General features: G+C 47.7%; 28 protein-coding genes, 1 tRNA gene and 1 pseudogene. 5 read left to right on the top strand and 25 right to left on the bottom strand.

Annotation, left to right across the window (positions count from 1 at the left end):
• The first annotated feature begins 42 nt into the window (after positions 1-42).
• From AC3E9V_RS17255 to AC3E9V_RS17245, 3 genes are all read left to right on the top strand, one after another.
• A complete protein-coding gene (locus AC3E9V_RS17255; protein WP_488749389.1) occupies positions 43-2,892 on the top strand; it encodes a M16 family metallopeptidase in 2,850 nt (949 codons plus the stop codon).
• A 357-nt stretch (positions 2,893-3,249) separates the two neighbouring features.
• Positions 3,250-3,324 (top strand) — tRNA-Glu (locus AC3E9V_RS17250).
• A 265-nt stretch (positions 3,325-3,589) separates the two neighbouring features.
• Entirely contained in the window at positions 3,590-4,009 is a 420-nt protein-coding gene (locus tag AC3E9V_RS17245) for a hypothetical protein (protein ID WP_488749388.1), read from the top strand.
• Positions 4,010-4,111: 102 nt separating this feature from the next.
• On the opposite strand, the pseudogene AC3E9V_RS17240 reads toward AC3E9V_RS17245, so the two are convergent.
• From AC3E9V_RS17240 to AC3E9V_RS17155, 18 genes and pseudogenes are all read right to left on the bottom strand, one after another.
• Positions 4,112-4,855, bottom strand: a pseudogene (locus AC3E9V_RS17240) (recombinase family protein); the annotation flags it as partial.
• Positions 4,856-4,858: 3 nt separating this feature from the next.
• Entirely contained in the window at positions 4,859-5,047 is a 189-nt protein-coding gene (locus AC3E9V_RS17235; RefSeq protein WP_488749387.1) for a hypothetical protein, read from the bottom strand.
• Between the two features lie 109 nt (positions 5,048-5,156).
• The gene (locus AC3E9V_RS17230; protein ID WP_488749386.1) at positions 5,157-5,879 is read right to left on the bottom strand and encodes a hypothetical protein; all 723 of its coding nucleotides are present in this window, start codon (positions 5,877-5,879) and stop codon (positions 5,157-5,159) included.
• On the bottom strand, positions 5,876-6,169 hold the full coding sequence (locus AC3E9V_RS17225) for a hypothetical protein (RefSeq protein WP_488749385.1): 294 nt from the start codon (positions 6,167-6,169) through the stop codon (positions 5,876-5,878). Before AC3E9V_RS17225 ends, AC3E9V_RS17230 begins: the two co-directional genes overlap by 4 nt.
• 43 nt (positions 6,170-6,212) lie before the next feature.
• Positions 6,213-6,539: a hypothetical protein gene (locus AC3E9V_RS17220; protein ID WP_488749384.1), complete on the bottom strand. Its 327-nt coding sequence runs from the start codon at positions 6,537-6,539 to the stop codon at positions 6,213-6,215.
• 7 nt (positions 6,540-6,546) lie between these two features.
• The gene (locus AC3E9V_RS17215; protein WP_488749383.1) at positions 6,547-6,813 is read right to left on the bottom strand and encodes a hypothetical protein; all 267 of its coding nucleotides are present in this window, start codon (positions 6,811-6,813) and stop codon (positions 6,547-6,549) included.
• A complete protein-coding gene (locus AC3E9V_RS17210) occupies positions 6,813-7,175 on the bottom strand; it encodes a hypothetical protein (RefSeq protein WP_488749382.1) in 363 nt (120 codons plus the stop codon). The genes AC3E9V_RS17215 and AC3E9V_RS17210 overlap by 1 nt, the downstream gene beginning before the upstream one ends.
• Before the next feature lie 13 nt (positions 7,176-7,188).
• Positions 7,189-8,016, bottom strand: coding sequence for a phage Gp37/Gp68 family protein (locus AC3E9V_RS17205; protein WP_488749381.1), 828 nt, complete (start codon positions 8,014-8,016; stop codon positions 7,189-7,191).
• Positions 8,013-8,222 (bottom strand): hypothetical protein, encoded by a 210-nt coding sequence (locus AC3E9V_RS17200; RefSeq protein ID WP_488749380.1) that lies wholly within the window; start codon positions 8,220-8,222, stop codon positions 8,013-8,015. Before AC3E9V_RS17200 ends, AC3E9V_RS17205 begins: the two co-directional genes overlap by 4 nt.
• Positions 8,206-8,532 (bottom strand): hypothetical protein, encoded by a 327-nt coding sequence (locus AC3E9V_RS17195; RefSeq protein WP_488749379.1) that lies wholly within the window; start codon positions 8,530-8,532, stop codon positions 8,206-8,208. Before AC3E9V_RS17195 ends, AC3E9V_RS17200 begins: the two co-directional genes overlap by 17 nt.
• Complete coding sequence (locus AC3E9V_RS17190; protein WP_488749378.1) at positions 8,532-8,759, bottom strand: hypothetical protein; 228 nt, start codon at positions 8,757-8,759, stop codon at positions 8,532-8,534. The genes AC3E9V_RS17195 and AC3E9V_RS17190 overlap by 1 nt, the downstream gene beginning before the upstream one ends.
• A gap of 115 nt (positions 8,760-8,874) precedes the next feature.
• Positions 8,875-9,249, bottom strand: coding sequence for an Acb2/Tad1 domain-containing protein (locus AC3E9V_RS17185; RefSeq protein ID WP_488749377.1), 375 nt, complete (start codon positions 9,247-9,249; stop codon positions 8,875-8,877).
• 174 nt (positions 9,250-9,423) lie between these two features.
• Entirely contained in the window at positions 9,424-9,639 is a 216-nt protein-coding gene (locus AC3E9V_RS17180) for a hypothetical protein (RefSeq protein WP_488749376.1), read from the bottom strand.
• Positions 9,640-9,662: 23 nt separating this feature from the next.
• Positions 9,663-9,854 (bottom strand): hypothetical protein, encoded by a 192-nt coding sequence (locus AC3E9V_RS17175; RefSeq protein ID WP_488749375.1) that lies wholly within the window; start codon positions 9,852-9,854, stop codon positions 9,663-9,665.
• A 14-nt stretch (positions 9,855-9,868) separates the two neighbouring features.
• Positions 9,869-10,210 (bottom strand): hypothetical protein, encoded by a 342-nt coding sequence (locus AC3E9V_RS17170; protein ID WP_488749374.1) that lies wholly within the window; start codon positions 10,208-10,210, stop codon positions 9,869-9,871.
• A complete protein-coding gene (locus AC3E9V_RS17165) occupies positions 10,207-10,821 on the bottom strand; it encodes a hypothetical protein (RefSeq protein WP_488749373.1) in 615 nt (204 codons plus the stop codon). Before AC3E9V_RS17165 ends, AC3E9V_RS17170 begins: the two co-directional genes overlap by 4 nt.
• Positions 10,812-11,072 (bottom strand): hypothetical protein, encoded by a 261-nt coding sequence (locus AC3E9V_RS17160; protein ID WP_488749372.1) that lies wholly within the window; start codon positions 11,070-11,072, stop codon positions 10,812-10,814. The genes AC3E9V_RS17165 and AC3E9V_RS17160 overlap by 10 nt, the downstream gene beginning before the upstream one ends.
• On the bottom strand, positions 11,069-11,335 hold the full coding sequence (locus AC3E9V_RS17155) for a hypothetical protein (RefSeq protein WP_488749371.1): 267 nt from the start codon (positions 11,333-11,335) through the stop codon (positions 11,069-11,071). The genes AC3E9V_RS17160 and AC3E9V_RS17155 overlap by 4 nt, the downstream gene beginning before the upstream one ends.
• Before the next feature lie 177 nt (positions 11,336-11,512).
• Here AC3E9V_RS17155 and AC3E9V_RS17150 point away from each other — a divergent pair, with 177 nt between their 5' ends.
• Positions 11,513-11,917 (top strand): helix-turn-helix domain-containing protein, encoded by a 405-nt coding sequence (locus AC3E9V_RS17150; RefSeq protein WP_488749370.1) that lies wholly within the window; start codon positions 11,513-11,515, stop codon positions 11,915-11,917.
• A gap of 207 nt (positions 11,918-12,124) precedes the next feature.
• Entirely contained in the window at positions 12,125-12,754 is a 630-nt protein-coding gene (locus tag AC3E9V_RS17145; protein WP_488749369.1) for a hypothetical protein, read from the top strand.
• Here the strand turns inward: AC3E9V_RS17145 and AC3E9V_RS17140 are convergent.
• From AC3E9V_RS17140 to AC3E9V_RS17110, 7 genes are read right to left on the bottom strand one after another with little or no spacing between them, the layout of a single operon-like run.
• On the bottom strand, positions 12,745-13,131 hold the full coding sequence (locus AC3E9V_RS17140; RefSeq protein WP_488749368.1) for a hypothetical protein: 387 nt from the start codon (positions 13,129-13,131) through the stop codon (positions 12,745-12,747). The genes AC3E9V_RS17145 and AC3E9V_RS17140 overlap by 10 nt on opposite strands.
• 14 nt (positions 13,132-13,145) lie before the next feature.
• Positions 13,146-15,635 carry an ArdC family protein gene (locus AC3E9V_RS17135; protein WP_488749367.1) on the bottom strand — a complete coding sequence of 830 codons (2,490 nt, stop codon included), beginning with the start codon at positions 15,633-15,635 and terminating at the stop codon, positions 13,146-13,148.
• Positions 15,636-15,669: 34 nt separating this feature from the next.
• Positions 15,670-15,942, bottom strand: a complete 273-nt coding sequence (locus AC3E9V_RS17130) for a hypothetical protein (RefSeq protein WP_488749366.1) — start codon at positions 15,940-15,942, stop codon at positions 15,670-15,672.
• A gap of 2 nt (positions 15,943-15,944) precedes the next feature.
• Entirely contained in the window at positions 15,945-16,205 is a 261-nt protein-coding gene (locus AC3E9V_RS17125) for a hypothetical protein (protein ID WP_488749365.1), read from the bottom strand.
• Between the two features lie 57 nt (positions 16,206-16,262).
• Positions 16,263-16,778, bottom strand: a complete 516-nt coding sequence (locus AC3E9V_RS17120) for a hypothetical protein (protein WP_488749364.1) — start codon at positions 16,776-16,778, stop codon at positions 16,263-16,265.
• Complete coding sequence (locus AC3E9V_RS17115) at positions 16,775-17,701, bottom strand: hypothetical protein (protein ID WP_488749363.1); 927 nt, start codon at positions 17,699-17,701, stop codon at positions 16,775-16,777. Before AC3E9V_RS17115 ends, AC3E9V_RS17120 begins: the two co-directional genes overlap by 4 nt.
• Positions 17,698-18,318, bottom strand: coding sequence for a hypothetical protein (locus AC3E9V_RS17110; RefSeq protein ID WP_488749362.1), 621 nt, complete (start codon positions 18,316-18,318; stop codon positions 17,698-17,700). Before AC3E9V_RS17110 ends, AC3E9V_RS17115 begins: the two co-directional genes overlap by 4 nt.
• Positions 18,319-18,322 lie beyond the last annotated feature (4 nt).

Genomic DNA, 18,322 nt, shown 5'->3' with positions numbered 1-18,322 from the left:
TTCCAAGCGAACTTACATTTCTTTAAAAATAAAAATCATACTATGAAACTGAATTACCCAAAGTGGATTCCTGCGCTTTTTGCCATGTTTCTGCTTGTTTCCTGCTCGCCTGAAAAGGAAGAGTCTAAAGTACTCTCCGTTCCCTTTGAAAAGTATACCCTTGATAATGGTTTGGAAGTAGTACTTCATGAAGATAATTCAGACCCTATCGTCGCAGTTTCTATTGTGGTGCATGTAGGGTCTAACCGGGAAAAGCCCGGGAGAACCGGTTTTGCGCACTTTTTTGAGCACATGCTTTTTCAAAGGTCCGAAAATGTGCCTGATGGAGGTTTTTTCAAAAACATAAATGAATGGGGCGGCTCATTCAATGGAGGTACCTCCAATGACTTTACCATCTATTTTGAGACTGTTCCAAAGGATGCTTTGGAAAAGGTGCTTTGGATGGAGTCAGACAGAATGGGCTTTTTCATCAATGCAGTTACACTGGCTGATCTGGAAGGAGAGAAGCCTGTTGTGAAAAACGAAAAACGTCAGCGAGTTGACAACCAACCTTATGGACATACGGATTATGTAATCCGAAAAGCCTTGTACCCGGAAGGTCACCCTTATAACTGGACCGTAATAGGAGAACTGGAGGATCTGCAAAATGCTACTCTTGAGGATGTAAAGGAATTTTACAATAAGTGGTACGGCCCGAATAATGCCACTTTAGTGATTGCAGGTGATTTCAATAAGCCTGAGGTAAAAGAAATGGTCCAAAAGTACTTTGGGGAGATACCTTCACGTGGTGTTGATACCCCGATGGAGCCCATGCCTGTTTCACTGGATGAAACCAAAGTGTTCTATCACGAAGATAATTTCGCAAGTCTTCCCGAACTCAGAATGACCTACCCTACCGTAGAAAATTATCATTCTGATCAGTGGGCTTTGGATGCGCTGCAAGAGATCCTTACTGATGGAAAGAGAGCACCTCTTTACAAAGCATTGGTTGAAGAAGCTGAATTGGCTCCTGAGTCAGGGGTTAATGCTTATCATAGCTCAAGCGAACTGGCAGGTACTTTTACCATCAGGGTTCGAGCGAATAAGGGAGTGGATCTGGATAGTGTGCGAATGGTTGTGAAAGATGCACTGGATAAGTTTGAGCAGGAGGGCTTTTCGCAGAAGGACCTTGACAGGATTAAGGCTCGCCAGGAAACCCAGTTTTATAATGGCATCTCCAGCGTTTTCAACAAGTCTCTTCAACTGGCTTTTTACAATGAATATGCAGGTGATCCCGGCTACATTACCAAGGATATCGAGAATATAAAAAGCGTGACCAAAGAGGATGTGATGCGCGTGTACCGTGAGTACATCAAAGATAAAGACCACATTGTCACTAATTTTGTACCTAAAGGTTCTACTGACCTGGCAATGGAAGCAGCAGCTCAGGCAGATGTAGTAGAAGAAGAAATTACAGCTTATCAGCCAAATGAAGTGCTTGATAAAGAGGAGGATCTCGCTATAGAAAAAACACCTTCATCTTTTGATCGCTCGGTTGAACCTCCTTTTGGTGAAGAACCCTTAGTGAGCCCTCCTACCATCTGGACCAGTACTACGGAGAATGGCGTAGACGTATATGGAATTGAATCCGGTGAGCTTCCATTGGTTCAATTCTCCCTTAGAATTATGGGCGGACTGTATGTGGATAACCCGGAGAAAATAGGTGCAGCAAACATGATCACCGATCTGATGATGGAAGGAACAGCCAATAAAACTCCTGAAGAGCTGGAGGATGCCATTGGGCAATTGGGCTCATCCATCAATATGTATACTTCTGACGAATACATTACTATATCCGGAAATTGTCTGGCGAGAAATTATCAGAAGACCATGGATCTGGTGACTGAGATTCTGCTTGAGCCCCGTTGGGATGATGAAGAGTTTAAGCGTATCAAGAAGAGCACAGTTAATACCATTCAGCAGCGTGAGGCCAATCCAAATTCCGTGGCTGCCGTGGTGATGAACAAGATGCTTTATGGTGATGATCATATACTTTCAAATCCTACGGTAGGATATATTGAGACCGTGGAAAGCACTACACTGGATGATGTGAAAGCTTACTATGAGAAAAATTTCTCTCCGACAGTGGCTAATTATCATGTAGCAGGGGCAGTAAGCCAAAGTGAAGCGATGGAGGCACTGAGTAAAATAGCTTCTGGGTGGGAAGCCAAAGAAGTGAACATTCCTTCTTATACTCCAGCAGAGGTTCCCACAGAACCGCAAGTTTATTTTGTAGATATTCCGGATGCCAAGCAGTCTGTGATCCGTATAGGTCGGTTGACAGTACCTGGTGATGACCCGGTCTATAACGATTTAATGATCAGTAATGATCGATTAGGTGGTGGTTCCAGCGGTCAGCTATTCCAGGTGCTTAGAGAGGAAAAAGGTTTTACGTATGGTGCCTATTCATTTGTGACCCGGCAGACATTCGATAGGGGTTCGTTTCAGGCAACTTCAAGTGTTCGATCAAATGTTACTAAGGAGTCTTTAGATACCTTCAAAGAGATTATCAGTAGTTATGGTGAGAACTATGATGCAGAGCAACTGGATAAAACGCAGTCCTCTATGATCAAGGAAAACACTCGTCAGTTTGAGACTTTATACAGTTTAATTGGTATTCTGCAGAATATAAGTACCTATGACCTGCCGCAGGATTATATTGATCAACAGCAAGATGCGGTTACAAACATGACTGTGGATAGAGTGAAAGAAATGGTAGACCAATATATGGACTTGAATAATATGATCTTTGTGATCGTAGGGGATAAGGCTACTCAGTATGATCGCTTAGAAGTAGATGGTCCGGGGAGCCCTGTACTTGTAGATAAATATGGAAATCCTGTTGCTCTTTAAAACAGATCCTTAAATATGCTTGATAAAGGCCGCTTTTGAGCGGCTTTTATTTTTTTATAATTTTTTTGAGAGGTGCATTTGTAATTATTAAACACAAGTCTATATTTGCACTCCCAAACTTAAGAACGCATCTAAAAAAGCTTCTTAAACTTTGGTAATCCGATCCCATCATCTCAGTCTTCGGCAAGCCTACGACTGACTCGGTAGGGGTTAGGAAAAGATAACCCGGTCCCATCGTCTAGGGGTTAGGGTGGCCGACTAGGTGCATCCGGCAAGGACGCCAGGTTTTCAGACTGGGATGAAAACCGAAAGTTAGACGACAACTAAAAAGTGGTTGTAAAATAAATTAAGATACCCGGTCCCATCGTCTAGGGGTTAGGACGCCAGGTTTTCATCCTGGAAACAGGGGTTCGATTCCCCTTGGGACTGCCACAAGCGAATGAGCCAGTTTTCCACCTCGTGGAAGGCTGGTTTTTTCATTTGTACCCTCTGAAAATGAGTTCATTACGGTAAAAATTGAATTAATTCGAGGGGTTCGATATTCACCTTTAGCCTTATCATACATTAAACCTTCCGGGAAGACTAAGTTTTGGAGCCTCCTTTGATCCAAAATACTGCTTTCCTGCCATAGTTTGGCCGATTTTGTGAGCAACTTCATGCAGTGATCGATGAATTTAGAGGGGTTCGATAACTGCACGTGCTTTTTCAACTCTTTCTCATATTCTGCCAGCTGTGCTTTCGTACGCTTGATGTGCTTTTCGTACGTAGGCCGGTCCAGCTGCTCCCGGATAAATTTTTCTTCAGTCTTTTCCATAAAATAGTTAAGGTTGGCTATCTGCTTTTTCAGCCGTATGGCTGTGCTCCTGGTGTCTCCCTGCATGGTGTTAAAGACGGTGGTGAGTTCTGTGCGGAAGTCCTGGACGTCATCGTGATGGAGGGAAAGGCAGGAGAGCAGCTCTACAAACCGCTCATGCAGCAGCTTACCAGATACATTACTGCAACTGCACTTGTAGTAGATGGGTTTGCTTTTTTTGTCGCGATAGGAGCCGTCAGCTCTTTGCTTTCGCTTCACCTGGTAGCCGGTGTACATGGCGCCACATCCGGGGCAGGAGAGTAAGCCTTTGAGCGGGTACAGGTCATCCCTGCGACCTCCTTTTTTATTGCCGGTGAGTAGCTCCTGTACGACCTCCCAGGTGGCAGCGCTTACTGCGGCAGGCTGCTTCCCTTTCACTACTTCATCACCCAGTAAACTGTGAGCGATGTGCCCTTTATAAAAGGGATTTCGGAGCATCTTACTAAGCGCTTTAAAGGTCACGTTTATACCACGTAGGTTGAGGAAAACCTGGGCATCCCGGATGTTGTAGTCATGGTGGGCTATCTTGTCAAAGGCCTGGCCGATCAGCTTACCCTCATCTGTCAGGTGGATCTCTCCGGTGTTTTTATCTTTCCAGTACCCGCGGGGCATGGGACCGGCACACCAGTTGCCTGCACGGAGCGACTGGATCATGCCGCGCTTTACTTTGATGGATCGCCATTTGTTGTCTACTGCTGGCATGGTGATGTAGTTACCCCGCATGATCAGGCTCTCTGGTACCTCGTAATTTAAGAGCTGATCGATGGCCTGTAGTTCTATGCCCCACTGGTCCAGCTGGTTGATGTAGACGTATGCCATCACATCATTGCGGCTGAAGCGGGAGTAGTCTATGACCAGCACCAGGTTGATGGCATTATGATACTTTTCCAGGTACTTCATGAGCTGCTCCCATCCGGGGCGGTGGAAGTCTTTAGCGGAGTGGTCATCCACAAAGTACTGCTCTACGATCACGCCAAAGTGCTCGGCCCAGAGCTGCATCTGCTCACGCTGGCTCTGTATGGAGTATTTTTGCCGAAAGGCATCATCGGTGGACTTTCGCAGATAGCCTAATGCTCGTTTGTTTGTGAATGTGGATTGGTCCAGGTACATAGTTTAATAAAAAAGCGTGAGAGTAAGTAAGGTTAAAGCAAAAGCCACGATAATGGCAAAAAATATTCGAAGAGTCCACTTATCCTCTTTCATAATCTGCCTGTGTTTGATCTTACAATCATCACCGGCATGACCTCCGGTGTTTGAGTCACAGGTGTATTCACATTCTTTATCTGTAATTAAGCATTTCATCTGGTTTCCGATTTTATGAGACTATCAATATACTGATTGTACATGATTTCTGCCAGTATCCGCAGGGACTTGCGCCGGTCTTTTGGGTTTGGTTTGGTTTTATGGTTAGTCATATCCCCGGCCTCCCATTTCTACTGAGCTCCTTATACTCCAGCCTGATCAACCATGGATTCCTGTCATATGCGTACATGCCCCCATCTCTTTTAAGGTTTATGGAGTCCCAAAGGGTCATATAAGAAGTTAGTGGGTCGCCAAAGGATGTCCATCCATTGTAATTTTTCCATGTGATCATAAATCCTGGAGTTGTGACTGGCTCGATGCCCTCCCTTTTAGCATCAGATCGCGTGATATCATGCAGCCGCTCTATGCGGATGCTGACGTTTTCCAGCCAGAGGCGTGAGAAGCATTTACGATGATGAATGGAAGGTTTCCAATCTGATTGAGGGATCAACTGGTCATCACCTGTCAGGACTCTAGCATGGACCATATCACTCATAAAAAAAACATCTCCGGTTTTGAACTCAATCAGATCTTCACCAAAGTACCCATAGTGATGAGCTAATCTCCACGTCTCCCGCACATAAAGCAAATCACCTGGCTTGCCGTAGGGAGATTTCATAATTAATTCCGCACCGGCCATTGCATAGTGAAAAACGAAGTGCAATTCTTCATCAATCATTTCTGTCCGATCAAAGTGCCAATCATCCGGATTCTCGTTAATGATCTTTAGCTCTTTACCACGGATCCTGCGGGTCACGTCTTTCTCATCCCGGAGCATGGCTTCTACCATGTCGGTTTGAAAGAGTATGGGATATTCTTTTACAGTGCTCATACCAGGTAAGTTTTTACAATTACTTTCATGACGTCCGCACTGTCCTCATGGATGCGTACGGTTTTGTAGTGTTTGTCAAAGACCACCTTAGGCCTACCGAGTTCGAAGATCATGGTCCATTTTTCCTGCGAGGCATTGATCCCACCGTCCTTAAATTTTAGTCGATGTGTTTCTATGGCAAAGAATCTTTCCATCGCGTTGGCTTCCTCCCTGGTGCGGGTCACATCCCCCGAGCCATCCTGCGGATTAGCTCCGGGGGACTTGTTAGCGTTTTTGGTGTCTGTAGTCATATTGGTGTATTGTTTTAAAGCGGTGTTGCCTACTCGGCTACACCTATGAGACGGAATTGATCTGTAGTACAGAAAGGTTCAGAGAGTAGCCCAGGCCCGTCTGTGTGGGAAATGACTCACCATACAGACCGAGGTTACAGTTTACAATCTTGCCGGGCCGTATCTGGTACTTGGCGATGTCTTCCATCTTGGATCTGAAAAACTTCACCTCATACTCCTGGTCTTTACCTCTCGGCTGACCGGTGGTCTGATCGGTGGGGGCGTATTGTTTCAGGACAAATTTTGTCCAATATTTTCCACCCTCGCGCTTAGGCTGCCGTATAGGTTCTACGCTTATTACTTTTCCTGATATCTCTTTGAGGTAGATCATGAATGTTTCACTTTTTGGGTTTCAAAAATTTTTGTCTTATTCGGTCCCACCAGGTTTTGACACGGGGAAATAGTTCCTGCTGTCTGCTGGTCTGGTAGTACATGCCTATGGTGTACCGGTGCATGAAGGTGGTCTGACCGTCCGGCTTTTGTATGCGGATCAGAAAGTTACCCTCACAGTGCTTGTCTATGATGCGGATATAGTCCGGTGTCCCGGGCTTATCGGGCCTGCGGTACAGTTTCATTCCGGTCTGTATGGCCAGCTGGTTTTTCATCAGCTGGAGTGAAGTCTTAAGAGCGCTACTATGACCGCTTCCTTTGGTATGGACAGCAACACACGCAGGCTTACCTTTTCGTGCTCTGGTGTCGCCGAGTAGGCAACACTCTCCGGCCAGTGGCCCAGATGCTGGCATATGCGTATGAAAAGCCATACGCTCAGCTCACGATTGTTATTAGGGCTAAGCGCCCGGTCCAGGTTAGCCCGGCTTACTTTGATCTCCCGGCATAGGCCTGCCATGCCCCGGCCCTGTGGACCTTCATAGGCAGCTATCTGCCCTTTCAGACACTCGATGGTCTCATCATAGCTGTCAGAGAGCAGGTTCATGACCTGGTTTACTACTTGTGGTTTTTCAGTCATTGGTGAAATGGTTTTAATGTGGAATTATCCCGGAACGGACCCATTCGGGGTGCATGGGGCGGGCCTGGTGGCCGGATTCACCGCCAACAATAACCCAGTCGATGTGAGGACATCCATCTATATCATATTCAGAATCAGGCAGCCAAAACTGTTTGTACTGGTCTACCATTTGCAGATCCACCGGACCCAGCAGCGGTTCGCAGCTGAGAAACCGCACAGCTGCCGGTACTTTGAGCAGGTAGGGGATCCGCTTGTTTGCCTGCTCCTGGTCCTCTACACTGGTACCGATCCATACATTGGGAAGGGGCCAGTGTCTATTCGTGTCACTGAGAATGACATGATCAGGCATAGTGCTATTTGCAAACCTGATACACTTCAGGGGATGATTGTCTATTCCAAAATGGAGCCACTCAAAAAACTCCACGGCCCGATCAATGCGCTTGGTGAGTACCTGGAAGGTGTGGTGTTTACAACCAGCCATCACGCCAAATACAGCAGCTATAAAATCAAATGGCACCTCTTCATGAAACAGATCTCCCATGCTTTCCACGAAGATCATGCGTGGCTTTTTCCATTTTAGTGGGATATGGAGTTGGTCAGGGTGTGTTTTCACTACTCCTGTCCACTGTACCTGGCCACCGGCAGTTTTACGGGTGGTGCCTTCGTACTTTTTTACACCCTCCGCCCTGCGGGCACCTCCCTCCAGGGAGGACTTGGCCCTCGCTATACCTGCCAGCCGGTGGCTCATGTGCATGGCGTAGCAGTGCTCACAGCCCGGGCTTACCTTGGTGCAGCCGGTGATGGGGTTCCAGGTCTCATCGGTCCACTCTATTTTGCTCATTTTGTTGGGGGTTTTGGTTTGTGCAAAAGGTCCATTCCTTCACCGGCATATTCTATGTCGTGATCAGAAAGGTCTATGATGTCTACTATATCAGTGGTGACAGTGCCGTAATACTCCCGTATCCCATCTATGGACGGAAACCAAAGCACACCGCCGCCCGGGTATACTGCCAGATATCCTGATAGTGTTTTAGACGTTTTTTGCATCACTTAAAATGTTTGAGAGATTTACCTGATGCCTCATAAAGTCCAATAGGGCGATACCTCTATCAGATAGCCAATAATTATGGGTGTCTCTTGAAACACCTGTTAAGTGCTCTTTTATCCATTTAATGGGGTTATCCGTATATGATTCCCTATAAATGACATACCAGTCTTGCAATGTCTGCTCAATGGTTTCTGTATCTGATTTTTGGTCAAACTCAACAGCAATGAGGCAGTTCTTTTTAAAATTTTCGTAGTTACAAAAACTCAACTTTGCCCTTTTAAATTGATCCTCTAGTTTCTTATTATCCATCACTTTATAGTATCTCCAGGGTGATAGGTTTTGATCACGGAGGCGCCAAAGGGGCTGTCTGCTCCGGCGTAGCTGTAGAGGTTACCGTCCAGGTCGCGGACGGTCACGTGTCCGGTGTAGTCGGGGTCTATTGCCACCACTATAAGGGGTGTCTTTACGCTTCGCACTCTGGATGCCTGGCATCCGGCCAGTGCGATTAGAAGTAATGCTATGAGTAGCTTTTTCATAATTGAGAATTTATAATTGAGAATGAGACCAAGGGCTTATTTAATCACTCGTTAGCCCTACTAAGCCAGCGGCACGAGTGGACACCGCTCTGAATGTTAGTTTAGGTCTCACCCCTTACTTTTTCAGGTCGCCCATTACATTTCGCTCTATGCGGTCCTGTACTCGTTTTTGAAACCACATCAATGCCTCTTCCATTTTTGTGATTGCCAGCGAATTTTCCCTGCAAGGAAACTTATGATTCAGCTTTTGAGTACGATCGATCAGCGCGATAAGTAATTGCTCGGATTGAAGTCCAGGCGTGATACTACCGTCTACTTCCTTTTTCACAAACTTGATTTCCTGCACAGAATCTACATAGCGTGTCTGGCCTTTATGGAAGCCCGTGCATTCTTGAAACTGGTATTTGTGAGCTCCACCGTAGGTATCATCTTCGTGTACTTTTACAGTGTCCTGATTTGATGGGTAAACTTTAGAATGGATCTGTTTCATTGGTATTGGGGGGTTATTGGTTAAAAAAAAATCAAATTTGTCCGTGTGTTAAAAAGTGCTTTTTCTTTTCGCTGGCGCAGGTGTCTGAGCCTCCGTGCTTAAGATGCCGCGGCTTACGCACCGCGCATGAGCTAAGCAGCACTGTAATGACGAGTATGAGTATCGTTAGTCTCTTCATGGCGTGGAGCGGGTATGGATGATTCTGATCACCAGCATGGTAAGGACCAGGAGCACAAACCACGTGGTGGCAAAGCCTTCAAATCCCAGGTCTACGTAGGTGACCCACAGCCAGGCGATCTGCCGGATGAATAAGCAGCAGATGATCGTGAAGATGGCAAAGAGCAGCAGCAGCGTGACTGCTACGGGGTCTGGTTTTTGTTGGTGTCTCATTGGTGTATTGTTGCTTTTGGTTTTCAAATAATTTCGTACTCAAATCCCCGCTGTGTGAGGTGGCTGATCATGGCGTGTATGTCATCGCCTTGCCACTCCTGGTAAGCGGATGGTTTTACGGCCAGTATGCGGCCGTCAATCTTCGCTGCCACGGCACTCACCTGCAGCTCTCTCAGCATGAAGAAATATAGCCGCGTATTGCCGTGGTGGTACATGCTGGCATTGCCTTTTACATCCAGCATGTATGATTTCTTTTAGCCATGTGCAGCAGGTCCAGGAGCTCCCGGCGCTTAGCCTGGTACTCGCTGGCATCCCCGGGCAGCAGAATACAGATCTCATCATGCAGCAGGTGGTAGTGGTTGATCATCACCTGGGCGCTGCGATCAGGGAAATGCGCCAGCCGCTTGCGGATGGTGGTTATGGCCTTTAGCTGGCGCATTTTGTTTGAAGTGTAGTTTTCCCTGATCATTCGTTCTTTCCACCGGACAAAGCCCATAAGGGTGGCGTACAGGCGCTGTCCCTGTGCCGGGTGGTTTTTGGTGGAAATACGTGGGGGGCGTGTGGTGGTCATGATCTGCCGCGTTTACTATCCAGGGCATAAAATTTTTTCAAAAACTCGTGCTTAGCCAGCTCAGGGGAGTAGCACATAAAGTGCGGGTCGTTTTTGATAAACAAGCTGCTCCACTCTTCCTCCAAAAGCACCCGGTCTACACGCTTCACTTCCGGGTGCATGGGGTACCGGAGGCCAAACTTTTTAAAAATGACGCGCATCAGCCGGGCCTCTATTTTCTTATAGTCTGGCAGCCGCTTTTTGATAGGCGAGGGCATGTCCAGCAGGTAAGCCTCTGTGACTTCATGCAGCAGGCCTGTCAGCTCCCAAAGGGTACCCTCCAGGAGCTGAGCGGCACGGATGCTGTGCTGTGCTACACTGTAAAAGCGTGGCAAATGCCCGCCAAACCGGCACAGGTGGGAGAGGGCATGGGCTATGTCCTCTATGATGATGGTGTCCGGGTGGGGGTCAAAGACATTGACGTACAGGCCGGAGCTGGTCCGTATATGATCGGTGTTGTGGAGGTCTTCTGTTTGCATGGGGGAGTTAGGTAGTCCCTCCGTATGAATTACCGCCTGAAAATCCACATGAGAAAGGTCGGAGGGACTATGTTTTTGATGTTTTACGGGCATGACTGGTTGCTTTTGGATTCGTGATCAAAGGCCGTGTCTTCCAGGGCGTAGCGTGTGTCATGGATAAGCTCAAAAAGGTCTGAGGCTTCATTTTCCAGATCGTCCAGGGCTTTGTTTAGGATCTTGCTGGCCTCCGGATCACTGGCCTTTGCGGCATTTTGCAGGTCGTGGTAGACCTTTAGCTGGAAGCGCATCTGCATATCGCTGAGCTTTTCTTTTACACTGGCCGCTGCTTGCTGGTATGTGCTCATGCTACCTGTAGCTTTTCGTCTTCAAAAATCTCATCTATGGTGCAGCCGAAGTAGTCTGCCAGGAGCTGGATGCGCTCCACGGGCTCCTGCCGCAGCTCGTCTATGGGCTTAGCCAGGAGGGCATAAAAGACCGATTTGCTGACCGGCTTGCGCAGCTTGGTCTCGAAGAGCAGGCGCAGCTGCTTCTGCTGCGCCCGGTTCAGTGCGTGGTAGCGCACTTTCAGGGTGCTGTACTTATGGGTAAACTCTTTTACTTGTACCATTTGGCATGGGTTTATTGGTGTATTGTGCGGGCTCCGTCAGGATACCTTTATTTTTTACTGAAATTCCTTTGGCATAGGAATTGGCTCCTATTATATTAGACTTTATTCCGGTCCGACAGGACAAATATTAAAACCATTGGTGGGAAAACCAAACAATTGAGAAAATATTTTTGACTATTGAGTGATTTTTTTACGATACTGTCTGAAAACATTCGCTTAAAGCGTGAATCCAATCGGCTGAACAAATCACAGTTTGCTGATCAGATTGGTATTTCAAGCGGATTGGTAACTGACTATGAGCGTGGCACCAAAAAGCCAGGGTTAGAAATTTTAGTTTCGATAGCTAGATTCTTTGAGTGTACCGTGGATGAACTATTATTTGGGAAAACCGAGCAGCCTTTCATAGCAGAGGAACCTCGTGCGCCGTATCATCCTAAAAGCGATATGCGGGATGACGATGTGTATAAGCTGCTGGATGAGGCGCATCTGCGCAATATCCGTAACCTGGAGGGGCAGATCGATTTTTTGAAAAACCAGCTGGACCGGTGCCAGTCTCAGCTACAGCTGAAGCAAACTGGCTAATAATGATCAGACAGAGCAATGGAAGTACCAAATATAAGATTTACACCCAAAAAAACTAAAAGGCATCCAATAGGGTCGCGTTTGCGTGGGCTTATTGGTGTATTGTGCGGGCTCAGGGGTGGTACCCTGAGCCTATTTTTTAGCTAAAAACCTCAACTGGCCTGAATTTTGTAAATTATTCACCACTTATAACCAAAAATCACTGTCATGAAAAGATTAACTTTTATTATTTGTATGACCGCTATGGTCAACTGCTACGGTCAATTTTCTATAGGACTAACCGGAGGCACTAGCTTCCCAATAGCTGAATTTTCCGCCACTGATAGCGATGATGATGAAAGCGGCTATGCCAATATGGGATCATATTACAACCTGGAACTGGCTTATAATATAAATGAAGAGTATGGGATTAGTATTTTATGGGGTGCATCGATCAACCCCTTTGATGAGGTAAGTTTTGCAGCAGAAAGCAACGGGGTATTTACCAGTAGTGATATCATTGTAGATCCGTGGATTAACGGATATTTTTTGATAGGTCCCACAGTAGGAAAACAAACAGAAAAGCATGATTTTAGAGTTCATGCAGGAATTGGGGGCATGGCTGGATCATCCCCTGAATTTTATATTCCCTTAAGCGGCGATCGTTATGAATCCGAAGATTCGGAGCTTGGATTTGCCTACTCACTCAGGATTCAATACGATTACTTTTTTGTTCCAAACTTTGGATTTATAAGCGGATTAGACCTTATAGGAGCTACTACCGCTTATGAAAACTATGATCAACCTGTAGCTATTATTGGCTTAAAGATTGGCCTAAAGTACAGGTTTTATGAATAGGCCACACGCATATTATAATGCATGTGATCTTCAAGCCTGTCTTTAGCTATGGCATACTGTGACGGGGTAAGGGCATCACTCATTAAGATCCATTGGGTGGCGCCTTTTTTCCGGACGTACCATCTGCCGCTAGGTTTTTCCATTTTATAGTCCCATACGGAATCAAAATTTGTGATAAGTATGCTTCTAATGGATTCATCCGGTAAGAATTGATTTGATCCTGCATCAGCGGCCAAAAAGTCACTATCGATATCACTATCAGAAGGTACCGGGGTGTTTTTGGCTTTTAGTGCTTTTGCAATAAAAAACCCCGCTACTGCTAAACCACCGGCGATTAACCAGCCACTATTTGATTTTTTTGAATCAGACTTTTTCATGATCGATCTTTTATTTAAGTTTTTGAATCCTTTTCTGGCCAGACGATTTTTTTAGTGGCCGGGTAGTACTTTAACCCCAGCCGGTTGCCGCGGCTTTTTCTGAGGTAGGCCCACTTATCTTTGTGATTGTGGCCGTCTGTACCAGTCTCGATGATCACCGGGCTGTCATATCCGGGACCGGATCCGCCGCGGGTTTTACCATCATCCCGCAGCTGAAAGATCCCTATCAGTATCTTATCCGGGTTTTGCATCCTGAACTCATCAAAGCTGCCTCCTTTTAGCCTGGCTTTGTCCATAAACTTATTCCAGGAGTCGAAAACCCCCACGTCAAACTGCTTCATGAGCTTATTGAGCTCGTCCATGCTACCAGGTAGGTACCCGGTTGTCTGGATGTACTGCCTGTTTTCCTTTGGGATATTGCGGTTGATGCTTTCCCGGGTATCTCTGCTCTCCAGTCCGCCATGCTCCCAGTCGAAGTTAGCCACAGACAAGCCCAGCTCAGCAAAGGCATTGATCAGCTGGTTTTTGACCTCTGACTTACCCGTATGGGTAGGCCCCTCGATCAAAATCGCCTGGCGAAAGCGCTGCATCCGCTGGATGAAGTCATAGAGGGGATTGGCAGGCAGGAGCCGGAAGCTTTCCGGAGCTTCTATGCTGTCCATGTCGGCGGTGTTTTGGAAAACGGGTCCTGCCACACCGCTGGGCGGTGGCTCTTTTCTGGCAATTGGCCGGTGTTCTATGACGGTGATTTCGGTGGGGAAGGCCCCCCTTCCGTCCGAAACGTCGGACCGCCCCCGAAGGGGGGAGACCTCCCCGGAGGGGGGAGATCCTGCTAGTGCCGGAGTCTTTTTCTTAGCTGCTTTCTTGTGGGATTTTGAGGAATCCCCCTGGCCCCCTTTAGGAAAGGGGGAATCACTTCTTTTGCCAATACCTGTTTTGGCGGGAGATCGCTTTTTTTCCTCCCCCTTACCCCCTCCAGAGGGGGACACTTTCTTAGCTTGATTTGTGGTGACTTTTAAATATTTAGGCAACCCATCTTTATCTCGCTGTAGCATATAGTCTGCGGCGGCCTGTGCCTGGCTGGCGGCTTTGAAAAAGAATTTGTTGTCTTTTTCCATCTCACCTACCAGTCGTTTTTTCCAGCTTTTCACGTAAGCGGCGCTATTGTTGAGGGTGAAAAACAGGATGCCGCTCTCTCCACAGAGAAATGTAGCTCCGAGCTCGGCTATGAGCTCTTCAAAGCTGTATGATTTGGACCCAAAGGCTCCGGACAGGTCACGGTCCAGCCGCTTATGATGCCCGGTGCTGTGGATGAGCTCATGAAAGTAGGTGCTGTAGTAGCCCTGGTCCTGCCGGAAGAAACTCTCCGGAGGCATGTTTAGCTGATCGGTGGACGGCACGTAAAAAGCAGCGGTCTTATCGGTGCCTACATACTCAGGCGTGGGGGTAGGGTAGTGCCGGATAATAGCCTCGGCTGTGGCTATCCGCTCAAACGATGTGCGGGGCTTTACCTTCGGTAGTTTGAAGTCTATGCCCTCTATGTCATCGGCATTGAACACCTTATAGTACCTCAGGATGGGAAACTCATCGAGTATTTTGCAGACGTTTTCGCCGTTTTCGATCACTTCGCCTTGTGCGCACCGGGCAAAGTACTGGTAGTACTGCTGCTCGGTGATCTGCTCGCTGCCTTTTTTGTACACCAGCTGAAAGTAAGTGACGGGGTACCCTTCGGCACCTTTTTTTACTTTGCCGCCCAGTTTTTCCACCTGGTTGAAGGTGAGAAAATAGGGAACGGTCCATTTCTTTTTGCGCAGTATCGGGGCCAGGAAGTTTAGCATAAAGGCATTGGCTCCCCGGTAGGGCTTTTTGGTGATGTAGTTGCTGGCGGCTATGCCATACTGCTCTATGGAGTCCCAGGGCTTTCGCCACACCAGCTCTTTTTTAGACTCGATGGTTTTGAGCACCATGTCTGTGATCATCTGGTAGACGTCATCGTTTACCACCGCTGCCATGCCTGCCTCCTGGTAGGGGTCAGCTTCGGCCGGGTATGCTTCCAGCCCGTAGAGGGATTTGGGATTTGGGATTGGGGATTGCGGATTGCGGATTGCGGATTTGGGATTTTTAGGGCTGATCTTTCTGAGGCTTTCTATTTTGATTTTTCCCTCGGGGGAAATGTTAACCTCAAAAGCGTGAGCATCCGCCGTGCTGCTGATCTGTGAAAGGGACTGCGCGAGCCAGGTTAGCTCGGGTTGCGGGGGCAGGGTGCTGGTGGCTGCTTTTACCGTATGGGTAATGATCAGAAACTCGTCAGGTGAGATCCGCCTGCCGGTAGCCAGCCAGTCGGCGATGGAGCCGCCGATATCTTTTTTGTACCATCGGTTATGCTTCGGGCTCCAGTTAAAGCCCATTTTGTCCAGCAGTTTTCGTTTGGCTAGATCCGGTTTGGTGGTATAGGTGATCTCTATCCCGTTTTTTTGCTTATTGATGGTGATCTGTGGCGTCATATGGTTATTTTCAGATTTTCAGGGTCATGTTTTATTACTTGTCTTTACTCCACTTTCTGCCCTCATCTCCACCCCAGAGCAGCCAGTTTACATACATCAGGTTTGGCGGGTTGGCCTGCATATCCCTGGCGGCCCATCGGGGAAAGTACCGCGACATCCTCTGCCGGTCTGCCTTGGTGATCTTTCCGGAGGCGAGCTTTTTTGCCATCCGGTACCCTACGCGACTGGATGACAGGAGTCCGTGTTTTTTTCGGAGCATAAGCCCCAGTTTGGCATTGGTGATCACAGGTCCGGGTACTTTGATCATGGTTACAGCTTTTCTTTGATCTCTTCCAGGCTTTTCTGGATGTAAATATAGCGCTCTTCGGTGCGGGCAGACTGCTGCTGCAGCTGGTTGATCTGGTTGCGGATCTCCTTCCGGTCTTCGTCCGCCTGATCACGCTGGCGGTCCATGGCGGAGAGCTTGTCTTTAATAAGAAAACCCACTACAGCCACCACGATGATCGCCAGGCGGGAGAGCCAGTTTAGTATAAGTTTTTGCGATTCTTTTGCTGTGTTGATCGGTGCCATATTATTCCCCGTTTTAGATCTTTGTTTTTTATCTTCTATATCCCCTGATCCATTGCTTTACGTATTGGATTTTTTCCCCTTCCCGGTGGACAATGAAGGGGGATCCTGTGCATTCATGCCGCGGTATAGCAGTAACCCGGCCACCGCCGCTATGCCGACATAGAGCATGGTGTTGCCGCCTGCAGTGACCGTGCCTGGATCAGTGCTACCCCCACTTGTGCTGTCCCCTGAATTTACGGGAACGTTTTGCACAGATTTGCAGTCCTTGCGTCCCTCTCGCAGACAATCTATCTCCGCCTGGGTGTCTATGATCGCCTGGTCGAGCTTGTTTAGTTGATCCCTAAATCCGTCGTAGCATCTTTTCCTAAGGTAATCAGGCAAATCATTACACTTTTCACCTATTTCGGACCGTCTTTGCTGATGCTCCTTTATGTACCCTTCAAGTACTTTGATGCGGGCCTGAACGTCATCGGGCAGTAAACGGTCAGGATCTGCCATAAGCCGGTTACTTAAGAAAGTAAGCCGGTCTACACCTGCTGTCGTTAAAAAGTCATTTACTATAGTACCAATCATTTCTTTACGTCGTTTTTAGGTTTTTTAAGTAACAATCCGGCCGCTGCCAGGGCAGCTAACAGGATGCCTGCATTTGCTGTGTTTATTACGCCACCACTTGCTGCGCCTTCTATGCTGGCAATCTTAGCTTTGAGCTGCTTGATCTCGTTGATCAGCTGCTGGGCTAATGCCTTACGTATTTCGTATAATTCGATTCTGGCTTGTAATACTTCGTCCAAAGTTCTGCCTCCGGAACTTTCGCCCCTTGGAAAAGTACACGTATAGTTACCAAGGTCAAATTTTGTTTCTATCCAATTCCCTCCTTTAGCTATACATTGCCTTTCCTGAAAACTGTGGAGATCAGCCTTTGTAACCGGCTGAGTGTTTCCTGATTGCAGTTTGTTAAGTTTTACGATCAGCTGGTCTCTTTGCTCTAGTGCCGGATGAATGGTTTTTTCCAAATCTTCTATAGCCTTATCCATCTTTTCGATCATGTCCACGGTAGCTTCTCTTTGCCTCTTTTTGGCTATAATGCCCGCTACTATTTTGCTGGTCACAGATACGAGGGTGAGAATGGTAGTGAGTGGCTCGCCCAGCTGCCCGAGGCCTGCTTCCTCCTTACTTTTCAGGTAGCTGTTGTATATCTCACCGCCTATGGTGCCAAGCGCTCCACCGGCTATAAGGATGGGGGTTTGGTATTTTGGCAAGTAGGCCCGGGAGATCGCCCAGGCCGTGACACCGGTACCGGCGCTGATCAGGGCAGTGCGGGCTGAGGGGGTGAGGGTGAAGGGGAGGCCTTGTAGGCTTACACCCCCCGATCCTGACAAGTCAGGATCACCCCCCTGTAGGGGGGACTTCCCACCGCACTGGCCGCCACAGCCACAGCCGCAATCGGTATCTGTTTTGTAGGGGATGCCTTCTGGTGTGATGTGTATGGTCTTCATAATAGAATGAATAGAAGTGGAACAATGATGTTTCCTGCGGTGAGCAGCCCGGTTTTAATTTTTTGCTTGCGCAGGTTTTTGCGGAGTGTCTTATTTTCACTGGTCAGCTTATCGGTGATTTTATTTTGGTTGTGAATGATATCGCTTTGGTTGCTGATCAGGCTTTTGTACTGCCGGATGGTCTTTTGGTAGACCGCTCGCAGGCTGTCGTTTACTTCCTGGAAGCGTGGCAATAGTACCTTCAGGCTGTCTGCCTGCTTGCGTGCCAGGTAGTAGCCGGTGAAAGCCTGGAAGGAGAGGACCACTGAGGTGTCGGAGGCGGTGTGGGTCTCATTTGGTAAAATGAGAACCCCTCTTACATCCCCCGCCCTTTGGGCACCCCCTTCAAAGGGGGATTTATCCACCGCCGGAGAACTTACCACCGCACGATCATCCCCCTGTTCCGATTCTTTCAGATCGGAACTTTCCCCCTTCAAAGGGGGAGTAACACCCCCCTGCCCAGCGCACAAGCCTAAAACCAGCAAAATGAAAGCCGTGAGCATGGCGTATTTGAGTACGTCCCGGGGGTTGGGTGGCTGTATGTGAATCTGAGGTCGTTTATTTTGAGAGATAGTCATGATT

The organism is Marinoscillum sp. HNIBRBA16962 (assembly GCF_057801515.1).
Note: the sequence above shows the minus strand (reverse complement) of the source record. Positions and strands in the feature narration are given on the sequence as shown.